Annotated in this window: 18 protein-coding genes; 7 read left to right on the top strand and 11 right to left on the bottom strand. The window is 72.4% G+C overall.

Annotated elements, in window-relative coordinates; all coding sequences use genetic code 11:
• Window positions 1-18: 18 nt before the first annotated feature.
• Together GT358_RS00200 and GT358_RS00195 are read left to right on the top strand one after the other, a co-directional pair.
• On the top strand, window positions 19-1350 hold the full coding sequence (locus GT358_RS00200) for a sigma-54 dependent transcriptional regulator (protein WP_166580563.1): 1332 nt from the start codon (window positions 19-21) through the stop codon (window positions 1348-1350).
• A gap of 416 nt (window positions 1351-1766) precedes the next feature.
• Window positions 1767-4403, top strand: a complete 2637-nt coding sequence (locus tag GT358_RS00195; RefSeq protein ID WP_166580562.1) for a ribonuclease E/G — start codon at window positions 1767-1769, stop codon at window positions 4401-4403.
• Window positions 4404-4418: 15 nt separating this feature from the next.
• Here the strand turns inward: GT358_RS00195 and GT358_RS00190 are convergent, their stop codons facing one another.
• The 7 genes from GT358_RS00190 to tyrS are packed head-to-tail and all read right to left on the bottom strand — an operon-like array spanning window position 4419 to window position 9339.
• Window positions 4419-4649, bottom strand: coding sequence for a sulfurtransferase TusA family protein (locus tag GT358_RS00190; protein WP_166580561.1), 231 nt, complete (start codon window positions 4647-4649; stop codon window positions 4419-4421).
• A complete protein-coding gene (locus GT358_RS16550) occupies window positions 4646-5077 on the bottom strand; it encodes a cupin domain-containing protein (protein ID WP_166580560.1) in 432 nt (143 codons plus the stop codon). The genes GT358_RS00190 and GT358_RS16550 overlap by 4 nt, the downstream gene beginning before the upstream one ends.
• Complete coding sequence (locus GT358_RS16545; protein ID WP_243730633.1) at window positions 5074-5436, bottom strand: hypothetical protein; 363 nt, start codon at window positions 5434-5436, stop codon at window positions 5074-5076. The genes GT358_RS16550 and GT358_RS16545 overlap by 4 nt, the downstream gene beginning before the upstream one ends.
• A gap of 4 nt (window positions 5437-5440) precedes the next feature.
• On the bottom strand, window positions 5441-6715 hold the full coding sequence (gene eno, locus GT358_RS00175; protein WP_166580558.1) for a phosphopyruvate hydratase: 1275 nt from the start codon (window positions 6713-6715) through the stop codon (window positions 5441-5443).
• Between the two features lie 36 nt (window positions 6716-6751).
• Window positions 6752-7663 carry a DMT family transporter gene (locus tag GT358_RS00170; RefSeq protein WP_371416176.1) on the bottom strand — a complete coding sequence of 304 codons (912 nt, stop codon included), beginning with the start codon at window positions 7661-7663 and terminating at the stop codon, window positions 6752-6754.
• Window positions 7660-8076, bottom strand: coding sequence for a transcriptional repressor (locus tag GT358_RS00165; protein WP_166580557.1), 417 nt, complete (start codon window positions 8074-8076; stop codon window positions 7660-7662). Before GT358_RS00165 ends, GT358_RS00170 begins: the two co-directional genes overlap by 4 nt.
• Window positions 8077-8088: 12 nt before the next feature.
• Window positions 8089-9339, bottom strand: coding sequence for a tyrosine--tRNA ligase (tyrS, locus tag GT358_RS00160; protein WP_166580556.1), 1251 nt, complete (start codon window positions 9337-9339; stop codon window positions 8089-8091).
• Between the two features lie 72 nt (window positions 9340-9411).
• Here tyrS and GT358_RS00155 point away from each other — a divergent pair, with 72 nt between their 5' ends.
• Both GT358_RS00155 and GT358_RS00150 read left to right on the top strand, forming a co-directional pair.
• Window positions 9412-10557 carry an anhydro-N-acetylmuramic acid kinase gene (locus tag GT358_RS00155; protein ID WP_166580555.1) on the top strand — a complete coding sequence of 382 codons (1146 nt, stop codon included), beginning with the start codon at window positions 9412-9414 and terminating at the stop codon, window positions 10555-10557.
• A gap of 76 nt (window positions 10558-10633) precedes the next feature.
• The gene (locus GT358_RS00150; protein WP_166580554.1) at window positions 10634-11251 is read left to right on the top strand and encodes an outer membrane protein; all 618 of its coding nucleotides are present in this window, start codon (window positions 10634-10636) and stop codon (window positions 11249-11251) included.
• Window positions 11252-11255: 4 nt separating this feature from the next.
• Here GT358_RS00150 and GT358_RS00145 read toward each other — a convergent pair whose 3' ends face one another.
• Both GT358_RS00145 and GT358_RS00140 read right to left on the bottom strand, forming a co-directional pair.
• The gene (locus tag GT358_RS00145) at window positions 11256-12464 is read right to left on the bottom strand and encodes a pyridoxal phosphate-dependent aminotransferase (protein ID WP_166580553.1); all 1209 of its coding nucleotides are present in this window, start codon (window positions 12462-12464) and stop codon (window positions 11256-11258) included.
• 31 nt (window positions 12465-12495) lie between these two features.
• Entirely contained in the window at window positions 12496-12849 is a 354-nt protein-coding gene (locus GT358_RS00140; RefSeq protein WP_166580552.1) for an MmcQ/YjbR family DNA-binding protein, read from the bottom strand.
• 205 nt (window positions 12850-13054) lie between these two features.
• On the opposite strand from GT358_RS00140, the gene cysS reads away from it, so the two are divergent.
• The 3 genes from cysS to GT358_RS00125 all read left to right on the top strand — a co-directional run bounded on the left by cysS (window position 13055) and on the right by GT358_RS00125 (window position 16971).
• On the top strand, window positions 13055-14458 hold the full coding sequence (gene cysS / locus GT358_RS00135) for a cysteine--tRNA ligase (RefSeq protein WP_166580551.1): 1404 nt from the start codon (window positions 13055-13057) through the stop codon (window positions 14456-14458).
• Window positions 14459-14594: 136 nt separating this feature from the next.
• On the top strand, window positions 14595-16223 hold the full coding sequence (cimA, locus tag GT358_RS00130) for a citramalate synthase (RefSeq protein WP_166580550.1): 1629 nt from the start codon (window positions 14595-14597) through the stop codon (window positions 16221-16223).
• A gap of 10 nt (window positions 16224-16233) precedes the next feature.
• Complete coding sequence (locus GT358_RS00125; protein WP_371416200.1) at window positions 16234-16971, top strand: squalene/phytoene synthase family protein; 738 nt, start codon at window positions 16234-16236, stop codon at window positions 16969-16971.
• Between the two features lie 7 nt (window positions 16972-16978).
• Here GT358_RS00125 and GT358_RS00120 read toward each other — a convergent pair whose 3' ends face one another.
• Both GT358_RS00120 and GT358_RS00115 read right to left on the bottom strand, forming a co-directional pair.
• Window positions 16979-18220, bottom strand: a complete 1242-nt coding sequence (locus GT358_RS00120; RefSeq protein ID WP_166580549.1) for an MFS transporter — start codon at window positions 18218-18220, stop codon at window positions 16979-16981.
• A complete protein-coding gene (locus tag GT358_RS00115; protein WP_166580548.1) occupies window positions 18217-19533 on the bottom strand; it encodes a cobyrinate a,c-diamide synthase in 1317 nt (438 codons plus the stop codon). The genes GT358_RS00120 and GT358_RS00115 overlap by 4 nt, the downstream gene beginning before the upstream one ends.
• Between the last annotated feature and the right edge of the window lie 2 nt (window positions 19534-19535).

Here is a 19535-nt window from a genome sequence, read left to right as displayed (position 1 = left end):
ACGGAAGGACCACTCCGCATGTCCAAGGCCATGAAGATCGCCATCGTGGACGACGAAAAGGACATGCGCCAGTCCATCAGCCAGTGGCTGGCGCTTTCCGGCTTCGACACGGAAACCTACGGCAGCGCCGAGGACGCGCTGCGCTCCGTCTCGGCCGACTATCCCGGCATCGTCGTTACGGATGTCCGGATGCCCGGCATGGACGGCATCCAGTTCCTGCGCAAGGTCAAGAGTCTCGATTCGACCCTGCCGGTCATCGTCATCACCGGCCACGGCGACGTGCCCATGGCGGTGGAGGCGATGCGCATCGGCGCCTTCGACTTCCTCGAGAAGCCGTTCAACCCGGAGCGCATGACCGAACTGGCCAAGAAGGCCACCCAGGCGCGCCGCCTCGCGCTTGATGCACGCGCGCTGCGCCGCGAGCTGTCGGACGGCGGCGCCATCATGCGCAAGCTGATCGGCTCGAGCCCCGCCATGGAGCGCCTGCGCGAGGATATCCTCGATCTTGGCCAGGCCGACGGCCACGTGCTGATCGAGGGCGAGACGGGCACGGGCAAGACGCTGGTGGCCCATGCGCTGCACGCCGTGGGCTCTCGCGCGAGCCGCAAGTTCGTCCTCGTCGCCTGCTCGGCCTTCGACGACGAGGCGCTGGGCCGCCGCCTGTTCGGACCCCCGGCCGAGGACGAGCCGCTGCCCGCCATGGAGGAGGCCCGCGGCGGCACGCTGGTGCTCGAGGATGTCGAGGCGCTCTCGCCTGCGATGCAGGCGCGTCTGCTGACCGCCATCAACGAGCAGGGTACCCCCGCCGAGACCCGGATCGTCGCCATCTGCAACCTTCAGGAGCAGGGCAAGACCTGCGAATCGGTGCTGCGGCCCGATCTGTTCTACCGGCTCGCCGCGCTCAAGATCACCGTTCCGCCCCTGCGCACCCGGGGCGAGGACATCCTGACCCTGTTCACGCGCCTCAGCGAGCAGTTCGCAGAGGAATACGGCTGCGACGCGCCCCAGGTCAGCGCGCAGGAGGCGGCCCAGCTTCTGCAGGCCCCCTGGCCGGGCAATGTGCGCCAGCTCATCAACGTGGCCGAGCGCGCCGTTCTCCAGAACCGCCGCGGCTCCGGCACGATCGCGTCGCTCCTCATGGCCGAGAGCGACGACGGCAAGCCCGCCATCACGACCGAGGGCAAGCCGCTCAAGGAATTCGTCGAGGCGTTCGAGCGGATGCTGATCGACAACACGATGCGCCGGCATCGCGGCTCGATCGTGGCGGTGATGGAGGAGCTGTGCCTGCCCCGGCGGACGCTGAACGAGAAGATGGCCAAGTACAATCTGAGCCGGCAGGACTATCTCTGACGAAGCCGGATTCGGTCGGCGCGAAATCGCCCATTGTGTTCGCCCGACGGGCTTGGCTATGAAGGGGTCAACGGGCTGGCGCCCTCCGGGTGCCGCTCGGACGGATTTCCGCCTTTCCGCCTCGACGGTCCCTGCGGCCTGCGGGAAGCGCGGGCTGGGAGCGGCCCCGAACGGGTCTCTTGTCTTCCCCTGCGGCGCCGTTCCGGCTGCCGGCCGGGATCATCGAACGGGCGCCGCGGATTGCCTTCCGCAGCGTCGAGGACCAACCGCGATGCTGCGCGCACAAGACCGGTCAGACATTGGAGCGGCCCCCCGGGCTCCGCTCCGGTCGCCGGGCGGCGCGCCTTCGCCTTTCATGGACACCCCGGACCCGGCTCCGCGCCCTGCGGCGGTCGGGTTCGTGCGTGCAAGGATTCATGCCCAAGAAGATGCTTATCGACGCGACGCATCCCGAGGAAACGCGGGTCGTCGTCCTGGACGGCAACAAGGTTGAGGATTTCGACTTCGAGAGCGCGACCAAGCGCCAGATCGCCGGCAACATCTATCTGGCCAAGGTCACCAGGGTCGAACCCTCCCTGCAGGCCTGTTTCGTGGAATACGGCGGCAACCGCCACGGCTTTCTCGCCTTCGGCGAGATCCATCCCGACTACTACCAGATCCCCGTAGCCGACCGGCAGGCCATCCTGGCCGAGGAGCGGGCGCTGGCCGCCAGCCAGTCGGACGACGACGAGGACGGTTCCGACGGCGAGGCGTCCGACAGCGGCCAGCGCCGCCGTCGGGGCAGGGGTCAAGCCCTGCGCGCGGCCGAGGCCGTCACCGCGGAGGATGCAGCCGAAGCCGCGGAGGACGGGTCCGACGAGGGCCTCTCGCCCATGGCGACGGTCGGCGAGACGCCGGTGGAGACCCCCGCCGCGGACGAGACCGACGAGGAGGGCGGCGTCGAGACGGTCGAGAAGGACGACACGATCGAGGTCGTTGCGGAAGAGGACGATCCGCTGGCCATGCGCCCGTCGCGCAAGGCGGTCCGTCTGCGGCGCTACAAGATCCAGGAGGTCATCAAGGTCCGGCAGATCATGCTGGTCCAGGTCGTCAAGGAGGAACGCGGCAACAAGGGCGCCGCGCTGACCACCTATCTCTCGCTCGCGGGCCGCTACTGCGTGCTGATGCCCAACACGGCACGGGGGGGTGGCATCTCGCGCAAGATCACCAACGCCGCCGATCGCAAGAAGCTCAAGGAGATCGCCAGCGAACTTCAGGTGCCGGAAGGGGCGGGCCTCATCATCCGCACCGCCGGTGCCCAGCGCACCAAGGCCGAGATCAAGCGCGACTACGAATATCTCCAGCGCCTGTGGGAGCAGATCCGCGAACTCACGCTGAAATCCATCGCCCCCGCCAAGATCTACGAGGAGGGCGACATCATCAAGCGGTCCATCCGAGACCTTTATTCCAAGGACATCGAGGAGGTGCTGGTCGAGGGCGAGGAGGGTTACCGCAACGCCCGCGACTTCATGAAGATGATCATGCCGGGCCATGTGGGCAACGTGGTCCACTACACCGACCCGCTACCGCTCTTTGCGCGCTACGGCGTCGAGAGCTTTCTCGCCTCCATGTTCAACCCCGTGGTGCAGCTTCCCTCGGGCGGCTACATCGTCATCGGCGTGACCGAGGCGCTGGTCGCCATCGACGTGAACTCGGGCCGGGCCACCAAGGAAGGCTCGATCGAGCAGACCGCGCTCAAGACCAATCTCGAGGCCGCCGACGAGATCGCGCGCCAGCTGCGCCTGCGCGACCTGGCCGGGCTGATCGTGCTCGACTTCATCGACATGGACGAGCGCAAGAACAACCTCGCCGTCGAGAAGCGCCTCAAGGAGCGGCTCAAGACCGACCGCGCCCGCATCCAGGTCGGCCGAATCTCGGGCTTCGGCCTTCTCGAGATGAGCCGGCAGCGCATGCGCCCCGGCATGCTCGAGAGCATCACCCAGCCCTGCCCGCATTGCCACGGCACGGGCCATCTGCGCTCGGACGAGAGCGTGGCGCTGCTGATCCTGCGCCAGCTCGACGAGGAGGGGGTCAAGGGCCGCTCGCGCGAGGTGGTGGTCCGGGCTCCCGTCGGCATCATGAACTATCTCGTCAACCAGAAGCGCGAGCACATCGCAGGCATCGAGCGGCGCTATGGCATGGCCGTGCGGCTGGAAGCCGATCCCGCCCTGGTCTCGCCCGACTTCTCCCTCGAGAAGTCCAAGACGCCGACCCGCGCCATCCCGGAGCAGCGGCCGATCGTCATGGCCGGCCAGCCCGCCCTGATGCCCGAGGTCGAGGAGGAGACCGCCGAGACCGAGGAGGAGGCGGAGGAGGCTGTCGCGGGGGGCGACACGGCCGAGGGGGCCGAAGACGACCGGCCCCGGCGCAAGCGCCGTCGCCGCCGCCGCCGCAAGGGTGGCGACCGGACGGAGGAGACCGGCGAGAGCCGGTCGGCAGACCTGACGGGCGACGACGAGGGCGAGCCCGAGCACGCCGAGCCCGAAGGCGGGACCGCCGCGACGGAGGAGGGGGAGCAACCGGCCCAACCCGTCGCCGAACCGGCGGCCCCCGCGGCAGAGGAGGCGTCGCCCCCGCGCCGCACCCGTGTGCGCCGCCGTTCCGCCGCGCCGCCCGAGGCGGCTTCGACCGAGTCCCCGGACCTCGCGGGCGGGACGGCTCCGGCCGCCGACACCGTTCCGGCCGAGGCCGCGCCCGCAGCCGAGGAGAAGCCGAAGCGGCGCAGCCGCGCGCGCAAGGCCGCTGCCGAGCCGACCGAGCCGGCAACCGAGCCGGCAACCGGGTCGGCGGCCTCCAAGCGCTCGCGCAGCCGGCGCGCCGCGCCCGAGAATCTGTCCGAACCCCCCGCTCCGGCCCAGCCTCCTGCCGATCAGCCGAGCGAGCCGCCCGCGGGCGTGGAGCCGGCTCAAGCGCCCGAGCCCGCCGCCGCAGTCGCCGCGACGGGCCCGGCCGAGGCGCCGGAACCCCTGCCGCAGCCCGAGCGGCCCAAGCGGCGCGGCTGGTGGTCGGCCTGAGAGCGTCTCCGCACCTCATCCGCCCCGGCGGATGAGGTGCGCCTGTGCCCCCTCCCGATCGGTGAGGCCCAGATGATCGTGTCCCGCCTCGCGGCAGAAATGCGGCAGGTCGATCGCGGCCATCGGGTCGTCGGCCAGGACGCGCAGCACCTCGCCCGGCCGCATGCCCAGCAGTGCCTTGCGCGCGCGCAGGACGGGCAGGGGACAGCGCAGCCCTCGCGCGTCGATCTCGCGGTCGGGAATCATGGCCCGGCGGGGATGTCGAAGCCCGGCGGGGCCAGCTCGAACCCCTCGAACCGGAACCCCGGCGAGACGGTGCAGCCCACCAGCGTCCAGTCGCCGAGGCTCCGGGCCGCCTGCCACCAGCCGGCGGGCACCACGGCCTGCGGCATCTCGCCCGCCCGCAGGTCCGGGCCCAGTCGCCGCTCCTCGGCCGGGCCCCCGGCATCGGCTGCCAGACGCAGCCGCAGGGGCGCGCCCGCGTGAAAGTGCCAGATCTCGTCGGCGTCCACCCGGTGCCAGTGGCTGCGCTCGCCCTGCCGCAGCAGGAACAGGATCGCCGTCCCCGCGGGGCGCTCGCCCGGCCGCGCGCCGGCCGTCCAGGTCTGCCGGTACCAGCCGCCCTCGGGATGGGGGGACAGACCGAGCCGCGCGATGATCTCGTCCCCCGTCACTCGTCCTCCTCCGGGGCTCTTGCCCGGATGTGCAGGACGGCCATCATCCGGTGGACCAGCGGATACAGGATCAGTGCCGCCACCGCCGGATAGACGGCGCCGCCCACCAGCGCATAGATCCCCGCGAACAGCTTGGCTGCGTCGTGGGGCATGGGGTCCACCGGGCCCATCCCGCCCAGGATCATGGCGGCGTTGAGAAAGCTGTCGACCCAGCCCAGCCCCGCCAGCTCGTGATAGCCCAGCACGCCAATCCCCAGCGCCACCGCCAGGAACCCCGCCGCCACGGCCACGAACCGCGCCACGCGCCGCGCGAACTCTGCGCGGCTGTGCAGGCGCAGCGCGGGCCGGTGCCCCTCCACGGCCTCAGCGCAGGACCGAGCGCCCGGCATATTCCGCCACGTCGCCCAGGCCCTCCTCGATGCGGATGAGCTGGTTGTACTTGGCCAGCCGGTCGGACCGCGACAGCGAGCCCGTCTTGATCTGCCCGCAATTCGTCGCCACGGCGAGATCGGCGATGGTCGCGTCCTCCGTCTCGCCCGAACGGTGCGACATCACGCAGGTCATGCGCGCGCGATGCGCCATGTCCACGGCGCGGAGCGTCTCGGACAGGGTGCCGATCTGGTTGACCTTGACCAGAAGCGAATTGGCGATGCCGCGCGCGATCCCCTCGCGCAGCCGGTCGGGATTGGTCACGAACAGGTCGTCGCCCACCAGCTGCACCCGGTCGCCCAGCGCCTCGGTCAGCATGGCCCAGCCGTCCCAGTCGTCCTCGGCCATCCCGTCCTCGACCGACAGGATTGGATACGCGCCCACCAGCTCCTCGAGGAAGCGGACGTTCTCCTCCGGGGTCAGGGACTTGCCCTCGCCTTCCATGGCATAGCGCCCGTCGCGCCAGTATTCCGTCGCCGCGCAGTCGAGCGCGAGCATCACGTCCTCGCCCGCCCGATAGCCCGCCTTCTCGACCGACCGCAGGATCACGTCCAGCGCCTCACGCGTCGAGCGCAGGGCGGGCGCAAAGCCGCCCTCGTCCCCGATCCCGGTGGACAGGCCCATCCCCGACAGCTCGCCCTTGAGCGTGTGGAAGATCTCCGCCCCCCAGCGCACCGCCTCGCGCAGCGACGGCGCGCCGACGGGCATGATCATGAATTCCTGGATGTCGATCGGGTTGTCGGCGTGCTGGCCGCCGTTGATGATGTTCATCATCGGCACGGGCAGGACGCGCGCCGCCGTGCCGCCGACATAGCGGTAAAGGGGTGTCGCGGTGTAGTCGGCGGCCGCCTTGGCGACCGCGAGGCTCACGCCCAGGATCGCGTTGGCCCCCAGCCGCCCCTTGTTGGGCGTCCCGTCCAGTTCGCACAGCAGCGCGTCGATCCCCGCCTGCTCGGTCGCGTCCATGCCTTGGACGGCGTCCGCGATCTCGCCGTTGACGGCGGCGACCGCCTCCAGCACGCCCTTGCCCCTGTAGCGCGCCTTGTCGCCGTCGCGCTTCTCGACCGCCTCGTGGGCGCCGGTGGATGCGCCCGAGGGGACGGCCGCGCGGCCCATCGTCCCGTCCTCCAGCGTGACGTCCACCTCCACGGTGGGGTTGCCGCGGCTGTCGAGGATCTCGCGCGCGTGGACGTCGATGATCGTGGTCATGGAAGGGCTCCCGTGATGGCCGGCGTCGGGCGCTCCCTAGCGCGGGGCGGCCCCCCGCGAAAGGGCCTCGCGCGCGCGGACCCGCTCGCGCCAGACGGCATAGAGACCGCTGCCCACGATCATCGCCGCCCCGATCAGCGTCCAGCCGTCCGGCCGCTCGCCGAAGGCCAGTGTGCCGATGACCAGCGCGACCAGCAGCCGGACGTAGCGGAACGGCATGATGGCCGAGAGCTCGCCCACCCGCGTGGCCTCCGTCAGCCACCAATAGGCCGCCACACCCGCCCCCAGCGCTCCTCCCAGCAGCCACCACGTCCCGGCCCCCGGCCAGACCGCCCCGCCCGTCACCCCCAGCTGCGCCGCCCCGATCAGCGCCACCGCCAGAAAGCCCCAGGTCGTCAGCTGCGTCGTGTCGATCCCCGACGGCACGCGCCGCGTGAACAGGTCCCGCGCGGCCAGCCCCATGACCGCCAGCAGCGCGAGCAGCGCCGCCGGCTCGAACCCTGCCGCGCCGGGCCGGATCACCACCATCACGCCCGCGAACCCCACCAGGATCGCCAGCCACCGCCGCCAGCCCACCTCCTCGCGCAGGAACAGCGCCGCTCCCATCGCGACCGCCAGCGGGATCGCCTGAAAGATCGCCGTCACCAGGACCAGCGGCACCAGGGCGAGGGCCAGCACATAGGCCGCGCTGCCAAACATCTCGGCCAGGTTGCGACCCAGCACGGCCGGGTGCAGAGCCTCGGCCGACCAGATCCGCCGCCCCCGCCGCCGGGCGGCGGCTCCGAACAGCACCCCCCCGCCCAGGCCCAGCATCAGCAGGATCTGCCCCGCGGGCAGTGTGGCCGAGGCCGCCTTCACAAAGGCATCCTCCACGGCGAAGGCCGTCATGCCCAGGCTCATCAGCAGGATGCCGCGCGCGTTGTCCGCCCCGCCGGGGGGCGCGCTCACCGTCCCGCCTTGCGGGGCAGCGCGTAGAGTTCCAGCCGGTGCCCGACCAGCCGATAGCCCAGCCTCTCGGCAATGCGCTCCTGCAGGGCCTCGATCTCGGGGTCCACGAACTCGATCACCTCGCCGGTGGACAGGTCGATCAGGTGGTCGTGGTGGTCGCGCTCGGCATCCTCGTAGCGGGCGCGGCCCTGCCGGAAATCGTGCCGCTCGAGGATGCCCGCCTCCTCGAACAGCTTGACCGTCCGATAGACCGTGGCGATCGAGATGTTGGGGTCCAGCGCCGCGGCTCGCGCATGCAGCGCCTCCACGTCGGGATGGTCCTCGGCCTCCTCCAGCACGCGGGCGATCACCCGCCGCTGCCCGGTCAGCCGCAACCCCTGCGCCTCGCAGCGTTCGATGATCGTCAGCGGCACCGGCCCGTCCCCTCAGCCCAGCCGCACCAGCGCGTGACGCTTGCGCCCCGCGCTGAGCTTGAGGCCCCCGGCCACCTCCTCGGCGGTCAGAAGCCGCGGCTCGGTCACCACCTCGTCGTTGATGCGTGCGCCGCCTTCCGCGAACAGCCGCCGCGCCTCCTTGCCGCTGGCCGCCAGGCCCGCCTGCACGAACAGCGCCGTGTTGGCCAGGCCCGCCTCGATCTGCGCCTCGGTGACGACGATGGTGGGCAGGTCCTCGCCCACGCCGCCCGCCTCGAACACCTCGCGCGCGGTGCGCTCGGCCGCGGCGGCCGCCTCCGCCCCGTGGAGCAGCGTCGTCACCTCGCGGGCGAGCCGCACCTTGGCTTCGTTGATCTCTGCCCCGCCCAGGCGCCCCAGCCGCTCGCACTCCTCCACCGGCAGCTCGGTGTAGAGCTTCAGGAACCGGCCCACATCGGCATCGGCCGTGTTGCGCCAGAACTGCCAGAAGCCGTAGGGCGACAGCATGCGCGCGTCCAGCCACACGGCGCCCCCCGCGCTCTTGCCCATCTTGCGCCCGTCCGCCGTGGTCAGCAGCGGCGAGGTCAGGCCGAAGAGCGCCGCCCCCTCCATCCGGCGGCCCAGTTCGATCCCGTTGACGATGTTGCCCCACTGGTCCGACCCGCCCATCTGCAGCACGCAGCCGTGCCGCCGCCACAGCTCGACGAAGTCGTAGGCCTGCAGGATCATGTAGTTGAACTCGAGGAAGGACAGCGACTGCTCCCGCTCCAGCCGCGACCGCACGCTCTCGAAGGAGAGCATCCGGTTGACGCTGAAATGCCGCCCCACGTCGCGCAGGAAGTCGAGGTAGTTGAGTCCGTCGAGCCACTCCGCATTGTCGAGCATCAGCGCCCCGGTCGGCCCCTCGCCGTAGTCGAGATAGCGCGCGAAGACCCCCCGCAGCCCCTCGACATTCGCCGCGATCTGCTCGGGCGTCAGCAGCGGGCGCTCCTCGCTGCGAAAGGACGGGTCGCCCACCTTGGTCGTGCCGCCCCCCATCAGCGTGATCGGCCGGTGCCCCGTCCGCTGCAGCCAGCGCAGCATCATGATGTTGAGCAGGTGCCCCACATGTAGCGACGGCGCCGTGGCGTCATAGCCGATATAGGCCGTGACCACCCCTCCGCTCAGCGCCGCGTCCAGACCCTCGAGGTCGGTGCAGTCGGCGTAGTAGCCGCGCTCGATCATCGCCTGGAGAAAGTCGGATCGGGCGCGCGCGATGGTCATGGCCTTGTTCCCCTCGGGTCGTCGGGGCATCGTCATAGCGGCGCCGGGCGCCGGGGGAAAGCGGGGCGGGGGATGGCCGGGACGGTTGCGGCTCTGGGAACCATGTCGGGCACCTCGCTCGACGGGGTGGACGCGGCGATCCTCCACACGGATGGCGAACGGATCGCCGGCTTCGGCCGCACCGCCTTCCGCCCCTATTCCGAGGCGGAGCGCGAGACCCTGCGCGCCGCGCTCGGCCGGTGGGATGGTCCCGAGGTCGCGCGAGCCGCCCGGGTCGTCGAGGATGCCCATGCCGAACTGCTCGCCACCTTTTCCGAAGCGGGGATCGTGGGCTTTCACGGCCAGACGCTGGCCCACGACCCGGGGGGCAGGGGCACCCACCAGGCGGGCGACGGAGCGGCACTGGCCGCGCGTCTCGGCCGCCCCGTGGTGTGGGACTTCCGGTCCGCCGACATCCGGCTGGGCGGGCAGGGGGCCCCTCTCGCCCCCTTCTATCACCATGCGCTCGCCCGCCGCGCGGGCGAGACGCATCCCGTTGCGGTGCTCAACCTCGGCGGCGTGGGCAACCTCACCTGGATCGACCCCGCGCGGGAGCGGCCCGAGGAGGAGGGGGCGCTTCTCGCCTTCGACACCGGCCCCGCCAACGCGCCGCTCGACGACCTGCTCTGGCGCCGCCGCGGCGAACCCTTCGACCGCGACGGCCGGCTCGCTGCCGCGGGCACGGTGGCGATGGCGGTGATCGAGGAGTTCCTGCGCGCCCCCCATTTCTTCCGGATGCCGCCCAAGTCGCTCGACCGGGATGCCTTTGCCGGCCTGGCAGAGCGGGTCGCGCATCTGGACGACGCGGACGCCGCCGCGACGCTGGCGGCCTGCTGCGCGGCCGCGGTGGCGAGCGGGATGGATCTTCTGCCTGCTCCGCCTGCCCGGCTTCTGGTCACCGGCGGCGGGCGGCGGAACCCCACCCTGATGGCCATGATCCGGGCAGGGGTCGATTGCGCCGTGGAGCCGATCGAACGCTGGGACGTGGACGGCGACATGGTCGAGGCGCAGGCCTTTGCCTTTCTGGCCATGCGCGTGGCGCGTGGCTTGCCCACCTCCTGCCCCGGTACCACGGGCGTGCGGGCAGCGGTCGCCGGCGGTATCTTCAGCGTTCCAGAAGGCGTTACGCTTCCAGCGCAACTCCGCGCAGGGTCTGTGCAACGGCGTCGCATGGGTTGAAGCCCTGCATTTCCGTCATAGGTCGGGCGTAACCGGCTCGACCGGTCCATGACCAGACCAGACGAAAGGCTCGACCATGACGCTTCGCCTTGCCGCGGCCGCCGCCGCCGCTTCGCTCATCGCCGTGCCCGCCCTCGCCGGAGGCCTGAACCAGCCCGTGGCGCCGACGACCCCCGTTGTCGCACCGGCGCCCGTCCTGCCCGCGCCTGCCCTGCCGCAGGCCGGCAACTGGACGGGGTTCTATGCGGGCGGTCAGCTCTCCTACGGGTTCAACGTCGGTTCGGACGATCTCGAGGACAGCTATGACGGGGCCCTCTACGGGGTCCATGCGGGCTACCAGCAGAATGTCGGGCGCTTCGTGCTCGGCGCCGAACTCGACTACGACTGGACCGACATCTCCATCGGGGAGGCCGACACCAGCATCGACAACATCGGACGGCTGAAGCTCCGCGCCGGCTGGGACGCCGGGCGCGTCATGCCCTATGTGACCGGCGGCTTCGCCCGCGCCGAGCTGTCGGGCGGCATCGACGAGACGGTGAACGGCGGCTTTCTCGGCGCCGGCGTGTCCTATCTCGTGACCGACAACGTGATGGTCGGGGCCGAGGTGCTCCAGCATCGCTTCAACGATGTCGGGCCGGGCGACATCAACGTGGACGCCACCACCGTCGGCCTGCGCGCCTCGTTCCGGTTCTGACCGCTCAGGAGGCCCGCGCCCGGCGGGCCTCCGCCGCCAGTCGGTCGGCCAGGCGCAGGATGCGGCCCAGCGCCTCCTCGTAGAGGTCGTCGGCCACCGTCATCGCCACGCGCACATGGCCGGCCGCCGCACGGCCGAAGCTTTCGCCCGGCATGACGGCGACCTGCTCCTCCTCCAGCAGCCGCTCCGCGAAGGCGATCCCGCTCAGGCCCGTCGCGCGAAGGTCCAGCATCGCGTACATCGCCCCTCTCTGGGGCGCGAGCCCCACGACCTGCTGGCGCGACAGCAGGCGCTGCGTGATCTCCCGCCGCCGGCGGAACGGCTCGGCGATCCGCGCCTCGAACTCGTCTCCCAGAGCGAGCGCGAACACCCCGGCATCCTGGATGAAGCCGGGGATGCCGTAGTTCGTGACCGTGGACAGGTCCCACAGCAGGGCGATGGCGGATTCGGGCGCGACGACCCAGCCCAGCCGGCTGCCCGTCATCGCGTGGCTCTTGCTCATGGAGCCGACCACGAGGCAGCGTTCGGCCAGGCCCGGCACGGCGCGCGGGCTCAGGTGCCGACCCTCCCACACCTGCGAATCGTACACCTCGTCCGAGATCACCCACAGGTCGTGCCGCTCGGCCACGCGGGCGATCCCTGCCAGTGTGCGCTCGCCGTACAGGACCCCGGTCGGGTTGTTGGGCGAGTTCACGAGCAGCGAACGCGCCCCGGCGGCGACCGCATCCAGCGCCTCCTCGCGCGGCTCGAACCCGTCCTCGGCCCGCGCCTCGACGGCGACGGGGACCAGGCCCGCCGCGCGGATCGTGCCGGGATAGGTCGCATAATAGGGGTCCACGAACAGCGCGCGGTCGCCGGGATCACCCACGAACTGATGCGCCGCGAACAGGGCGGCCTGTGCACCCGGCGTGACGATGACGTTCTCGGCCCGCGTCGGCACGCCCGTCATCCGCTCGGTGCGCCGGGCGACTGCGGCGCGCAGATCCGCGATGCCGGGGATGCTCGCATAGCCCGTATGCCCGCCCCGCGCGGCCGCATGCATCGCATCCAGGATCGCGGGATCGGTCTTGATGTCGTGTTCGCCGATGGTCAGCTCGAGGACAGGGATGCCCTGCGCGATCATCTCCTTCGCGCGATAGAACATCTCCCACCCGTCCGAGCCGCCCTCGTTGATGCCGCGGATGCGGCGGGACGGTAGGGGGTGCTGGGTCATGCCCCCTCCCTGCGACCCCGCCGGTCCGAAGTCAACCGCCCGTCTCCGCAGCTCCCAGCGTGTCGCGCAGCCGCCGGGGCAGTCCTGCGCGGATCGTCTCATAGGCGATCCCCAGCCGCAGCCGCAGCTCCCCCTCGTCCGTCCCCTCCGGCAACAGCACCCACGAGCGGTGGAAATAGGGCGCCCGCGCCGCGATCCCGGCGGCGATCAGCACCTCCGCCTCCTCGATCCCGCGCGTCTTGACCGACACGCCCGGCATCACGGCACCGATGCAGGCGAACATCCGGCCGCCCACCTTCCACGCGTCGTGTCCGCCGCCCCAGGGGTCGGACCGTTCCGCCCCCGGCATCTCCGCGCAGATCCGGTTGACGAGGTCCCGGCCCATGCGACCGGCCATACCACGCGGCGCCGGTCCGTTCCATGCACGCGAGTGTGGACGCGCCCCCTCGCGCCTGATAAGGCGGGGCCATGACGATCCGTGCCATCCTGATCGGCTGCATCATTCCCTGCTGACATCCGTCACGCGGGCCGCATCGTCGCACTCTCCGGTGAGATCGAGACCAGCCCGCGGGCCCACCGCCCGAGGCGCCATGACCACGATCCGCCTGACGAACTCCCTGACCCGCCGCAAGGAGGTCTTCGTCCCCCTCGATCCCGCCAACGTGCGGATGTATGTCTGCGGCCCCACCGTCTATGATCGCGCGCATCTGGGCAACGCGCGCCCCGTGGTCGTGTTCGACACCCTCTTCCGGCTCCTGCGCCACGTCCATGGCGCGGACCACGTCACCTATGTCCGCAACATCACGGACGTGGACGACAAGATCAACGCCCGCGCCGCCGAGACGGGCCGCCCCATCCGCGCCATCACCGACGAGACGATCCGCTGGTTCCACGAGGACACCGCCGCTCTCGGCGCACTCCCCCCCACGCACGAGCCGCGCGCGACCGACCACATCCCCGGCATGATCGACCTGATCGCCGCGCTCCTCGCCCGCGGCCATGCCTACGAGGCCGCGGGCCACGTCCTGTTCCGCGTCCGCTCGTTCGGGGAATACGGTGCGCTCTCGGGTCGCTCGCCCGACGACATGATCGCGGGCGCCCGGGTCGAGGTGGCGCCGTGGAAGGAGGACCCGCTCGACTTCGTCCTCTGGAAGCCCTCCGACCCCTCGCTGCCCGGCTGGGACTCCCCCTGGGGTCGGGGACGCCCCGGCTGGCACATCGAATGCTCTGCCATGGCCCGCGCGCTCCTGGGCGAGAGCTTCGACATCCACGGCGGCGGCCTCGATCTCCTTTTTCCCCACCACGAGAACGAGATCGCCCAGAGCCGCTGCGCCCATCCCGAAGGCCGCTTCGCCCGGGTCTGGCTCCACAACGAGATGCTGCTGGTCGAGGGACGCAAGATGTCCAAGTCGCTCGGCAACTTCGTCACCGTGCGCGACCTCCTGGACCGGGGCGTGCCGGGCGAGGTCGTCCGTCTCGTCCTGCTCGGCACCCATTACCGCAGCCCCACCGACTGGACCGACCGCAAGCGCGCCGAGGCCGAGACGACCCTGCGCCGCTGGCGCGCGGCGGCGAGCGGCCTCGCCCCCGGCGCGCCCGACCCGGCCGTGGTGGCGGCGCTCGCCGACGATCTCAACACCCCCGCCGCGATCGCCGCGCTGCATGCCCTCCACGGGGCGGGCAACGGCCCCGCCCTCCTGGCCAGCGCGGCCCTTCTCGGCCTCCTGACGCCGGAGCTGGGCGGCTGGGAGGAGGCCGCGCCGGCCGATTCCACCCTTCTCGCCACCCTGCGCGAGAGGCTGATCGCGGCGCGACAGGATGCCCGCCGCACGCGCGACTTCGCCGAGGTGGACCGCCTCAAGGCCGCCCTTCTCGCCGCCGGGGTCGAGGTGCGCATGGGCCGGGACGATGTCGAACTCCGGCCCGGACCCGCCCTGGACGAGGACGCGCTGCGGCGAATCGCGCCCGGCCGGCGGCCGGAGCATGCCCCGTGAGCCGCGCAACACCTCGGCAGCCGCCCAACACCCTGACGGCGCCCGAATTCCCTGCTTCGCGCAACACCACCGCACGGTGGTGTAACGCCTTGTTAACCCCCTTCCGCCAGCCTGGGCGCAAACAGGACCCACGCCCATGACCGACCGCCTCCACCTCTACGACACGACGCTCCGCGACGGCGCCCAGACCCAGGGCGTCCTCTTCACCACGGCCGAGAAGATCCGCATCGCCCAGCTTCTCGACGCGCTCGGGATCGACACGATCGAGGGCGGCTGGCCCGGCGCCAACCCCACCGATTCCGAGTTCTTCGAGGCCGCGCCCCGGATGGCCCATGCCCGCCTCGCCGCCTTCGGGATGACCAGGCGCTCCGGCCGGTCGGCCGAGAACGACGACGTCCTCGCCGCCGTGCTCAATGCGGGCACCTCCACGGTCTGCCTCGTCGGCAAGGCGCATCCCTTCCACGTGACCGAGGCGCTCGGCATCCCGCTCGACGAGAATCTCGAGAACATCCGCGCCTCCTTCGCCCATCTGCGCGCCAGGGGGCGCGAGGCCGTGTTCGACGCCGAGCACTTCTTTGACGGCTTCCGCGCCGATCCGGCCTATGCGCTCGACTGCCTGCGCGCTGCCCATGCCGAGGGCGCGCGCTGGATCGTGCTCTGCGACACCAACGGCGGCACCCTTCCGGCCGAGATCGCCCGCGGGGTCGAGGCCGCGATCGCCGCCGGCATCCCTCCCGACCGCCTCGGCATCCACGCCCATGACGACACGGGCCATGCCGTCGCCAACAGCCTCGCCGCCGTGGAGGCCGGCGCGCGCCAGATCCAAGGGACGCTCAACGGCCTGGGCGAGCGCTGCGGCAACGCCAACCTCGTCACCCTGATCCCGACGCTCCTGCTCAAGGAGCCCTACCGCTCCCGCTTCGCGACCGGCGTGACCGAGGAGGCGCTGCGCGGCCTGCTCAGCGCCTCGCGCACGCTCGACGACATCCTCAACCGGGTGCCCGCGCGCCAGGCGCCCTATGTCGGCGCCTCCGCCTTTGCGCACAAGGCGGGGCTCCACGCCTCGGCCATCCTCAAGAACCCCGCCACCTACGAGCACGTGGACCCGGCCGCCGTGGGCAACACGCGCATCGTGCCCATGTCCAACCAGGCCGGCCAGTCCAACCTGCGCGCCCGCCTGGCCGAGGCGGGGATCGAGGTCGCGCCGGGCGATCCGCGCCTTGCCCGCATCCTCGAGGAGGTCAAGGAACGCGAGGGGCGCGGCTACGCCTACGACACCGCGCAGGCCAGCTTCGAGCTTCTGGCCCGCCGCGCGCTCGGCCTGCTGCCCACCTGGTTCGAGGTCGAGCGCTACCGCGTCATCTCCGAGCGCCGCCGCAACGCCCGCGGCCAGATCGTCACCGTCTCCGAGGCGGTCGTGACCGTGGCCATCGGCTCGCGCCGCATCACCAGCTTCCACGAGAACCTTCACGCCCCCGAGGAGGGGGATGCCGGCCCCGTCCACGCGCTGTCCCGCGCGCTCGCGGCCGATCTGGGGGACCTCCAGTCCTTTATCGCCGACATGCGCCTCACGGACTTCGCCGTGCGCATCGTCGGCTCCGGCACCAACGCCGTGACCCGCGTCCTCCTCGACAGCGAGGACGGCCGGGGCCGCCAGTGGACCACCGTCGGCGTCTCCGCCAACATCATCGACGCGAGCTTCGAGGCCCTGGCCGACGCCATCGCCTGGAAGCTCTGCCGCGACAACGCCCCCGTCCCGCGATGAGCCTGGACGCCTGCGCCGGGCGCGTGGCGCGCGGCGACCCCGACCGCTTCCGCGCCGTCATGTCCGCGCCCCCCCCCCCGCGCGCGAGGTCCTGTTTCCCCTCTACGCCTTCAACCTCGAGGTCGCCCGCGCCCCCTGGATGACCCGAGAGCCGCTGCTGGCCGAGATGCGCCTGCAATGGTGGCGCGACGTGGTGGCCGGGGCCCGCAGCCAGCCCCTACCGGCGCACGAGGTCGCGGGCCCTCTCGCGGCGCTGATCGCCGCGGGCCGCCTCGACCCCGCGCCGCTCGACGCGCTGATCGAGGCACGCCGCCGCGACATCGAAGCCCGGCCCTTCGCCCTGTCCGAACTGCGTCCCTATCTCGAGGGCACGGCCGGCAACCTCCTCTGGGCCGCCGCCGCGGCGCTGGGGGCTACCGATCGCACGGCGGTGCTCGAGGCGGGCTTCGCCCAGGGTGCGGCCAGCTGGCTCCTCGCGCTGCCCGCCCTCTCTGCCTCGGGGCGCGGCCTCGCCCAGCCGGGCCCCGAGCCCGTGCGCGCGCTTGCGTCCGAGGCGCTCGCGGCGCTCGCCCGCGCCCGCGCCGCCCGCCCCGGCGCGGCCGCCGCCCTGCGCGCGGCCACGCTCGCCGGCCCCGTCCTGCGCGCCGCCCTGCGCGACCCGGCCGCGGCGACGGAGGGCCGACTCGCCCTCTCCGAGGGGTCGCGGCGGCTGCGCCTGCTCTGGGCGACGTGGCGCGGGACCTGGTAGGCCGGCCTCAGGCGTCCCGCGGCCGCAGCCAGAGCCAGATCAGCGCCCCGCCCGCCAGCACCAGGAACGGCGCCATGGCCAAGTTGACCGCCTGCCACCCCTCGACCGCGCTGCCGCCCACGCAGTTCATCAGCCCCCCCGAGGCCAGCGAGGCCACCGTGACCCCGCCCATCACCAGCGCGTCGTTCATGCCCTGCGCCCGATGCCGCTCCTCCGGCCGCCCGGCCGCGGCCGTCAGCATCGCCGTCGCCCCGATGAAGCCGAAGTTCCAGCCCAGCCCCAACAGGATCAGCCCGACGAAGAAGTGACCCAGCTCCACCCCCGACAGCCCTGTCGCCCCGGCCCCCGCCAGGATCACGAGGCCCGCGAGCACCACCCGCTCGGCCCCCCAGCGCGCGATCAGGTGCCCCGTGAAGAAGGACGGAACGAACATCGCCAGCACATGCGCCGAAATCACGTCCGCCGCATCCCCGGCCGAGAAGCCGCACCCCACGATGGCGAGCGGCGTCGAGGTCATCACCAGGTTCATCAGCGCATAGCTGACCATCCCGCAGACCACTGCGACCAGAACGGGCGGCCGCGCCAGCAGCGCCCCCCAGGACGGCCCCCGAACGGCCGCCTCCCGCCGCCCGACCGGGCGCGGCAGGTCCAGCAGCAGATAGAGCGCCATGCCGGCGAGGTTGATCGCCAGCGCCACGAGGTAGGTCCCGAGGAACGGCACCGCGAACAGCCCCGTCGTCGCCTTGACCAGCTGCGGCCCCAGCACCGCCGAGATCAGCCCTCCCGCCATCACCCAAGAGATGGCCTTGGGCCGGAACGCCTCGGAGGCGGTGTCGGCGGCAGCGAAGCGATAGAAGCCCTGCGCCGCCATGTAGAGCCCCGTCAGGAAGCTGCCGCCCAGGAACAGCCCGAACGATCCCGCCGCCAGCCCCCAGGCCGCCAGTGCCGACCCGGCCAGCCCTCCGCCCGCGCCCAGGAAGAACCCCGCCCGCCGCCCGTGCCGCGCCATGAACCCCGCCAGGGCCGGCGCCGCCAGCGCCGCGCCCAGCACGATCATGGAGATGGGCAGCGTGGCGAGGCACGGCACCGGCGTCAGCATCTGCCCCGCCAGACCGCCGACCACGAAGACCATCACGACCTGGCTGCCCAGCACCGCCTGCGCGGCGACCAGCACGGCCACGTTGCGCCGCGCCCGTCGGTCGTCCGGGGCGGCGGCCGCGCGATCGGCGGGGGAAAGGCTGTCCGTCATGCCCCCGCCCCTAGACCTGCCGCCGCGCCCTGTCCATCGGCCGCGCGGTCGATCAGATGCGCGAACGACCCCGCGACCGATCCCCGCCGCAGCCCCATCCGTCCCAGCGGCGCGCCTTCCGTGTCCCACCCTTTCCACAAGGGCTCGCCCGCCTCGTGCTCCACGGTCGCATAATGGAACTCGTGCGCCGTCCAGGAACCGGCCAGCGGCCCCCATCCTCCCTCGACCCGCCGGTATCCCAGATGCAGCCGCCGCCGCGCGAAGGAGCTACGCAGCCCCAGAAGGCCCGCCATCGGATGCGCCTCGCCTGCGGCATCGACCAGCGCCTCGCCCAGCACCATGTAGCCCCCGCACTCGCCGTGGATCGCGACCCCCCGGCGCGCCGCCCCCCGGAGAGAGGCCATGAACCGCGCCGCCCCCCCGATCCGCGCCGCGTGCAGCTCGGGATAGCCGCCGGGCAGAAAGACGAAGTCCGCCCCCTCCGGCACCGCCTCGTCGGCCAGCGGCGAGAAGAGGGCCACCTCCGCCCCGCCGGTCCGCCACTCCGCCAGAAGGTGCGGATAGGCAAAGGCAAAGGCCGCGTCCCGCGCCACCGCGATCCGCCGGCCGGGCGGGGCGGGGCAGGGGGGCGCCGTCTCCGGCAGGTCGGCCCCCCCGGCCAGGGCAGCCAGCGCGCCCACATCCGCATGCCGCTCCAGCGCGTCCGCCGCCCGCTCGAGGAAGTCCTCCAGGTCCGGCCGCTCGCCCGCGCCCACCAGGCCCAGATGCCGCGCCGGATGCGCCAGGCCCTCGTCGCGGGGCAGGGCGCCCAGCACCGGCAGTCCCGCGCGCTCCACCGCCCGCTCCACGGCCAGCCGGTGCCGGTCCGATCCCAGCCGGTTCAGCACCACCCCCGCCACCCGCACACCCGGATCGGCCGCCGCAAATCCCGCGACGAGCGGCCCCGCCGACTGCGCCATGCGCGAGGCATCGACCACCAGCACCACCGGCAGGCCCAGCAGCCGCGCCAGGTCCGCCGCCGATCCCCGCCCGTCGGGCGGCGCCCCGTCGAACAGCCCCATCGCCCCCTCGACCACCAGCGGCCCGCGCCCGCCCGCCAGCGCCCGCAGCCGCGCCTCGCCCATGGCCCAGGCGTCGAGGTTGACGCAAGCCCGGCCCGTCGCCGCCTCGTGGAAGCGCCCGTCGATGTAGTCCGGCCCGCTCTTGGCGCTCCGCACCGGCCAGCCCCGCCGCCGCATCGCCCGCAGCAGGCCCAGGGTCACCGTCGTCTTGCCCTGCCCCGAGGCGGGGGCCGAGACCAGAAGCCCGCCCATGG

Origin of the sequence: Rubellimicrobium sp. CFH 75288 (assembly GCF_009904055.1) — a bacterium.
Lineage (GTDB): Bacteria > Pseudomonadota > Alphaproteobacteria > Rhodobacterales > Rhodobacteraceae > Rubellimicrobium.
Note: the sequence above shows the minus strand (reverse complement) of the source record. Positions and strands in the feature narration are given on the sequence as shown.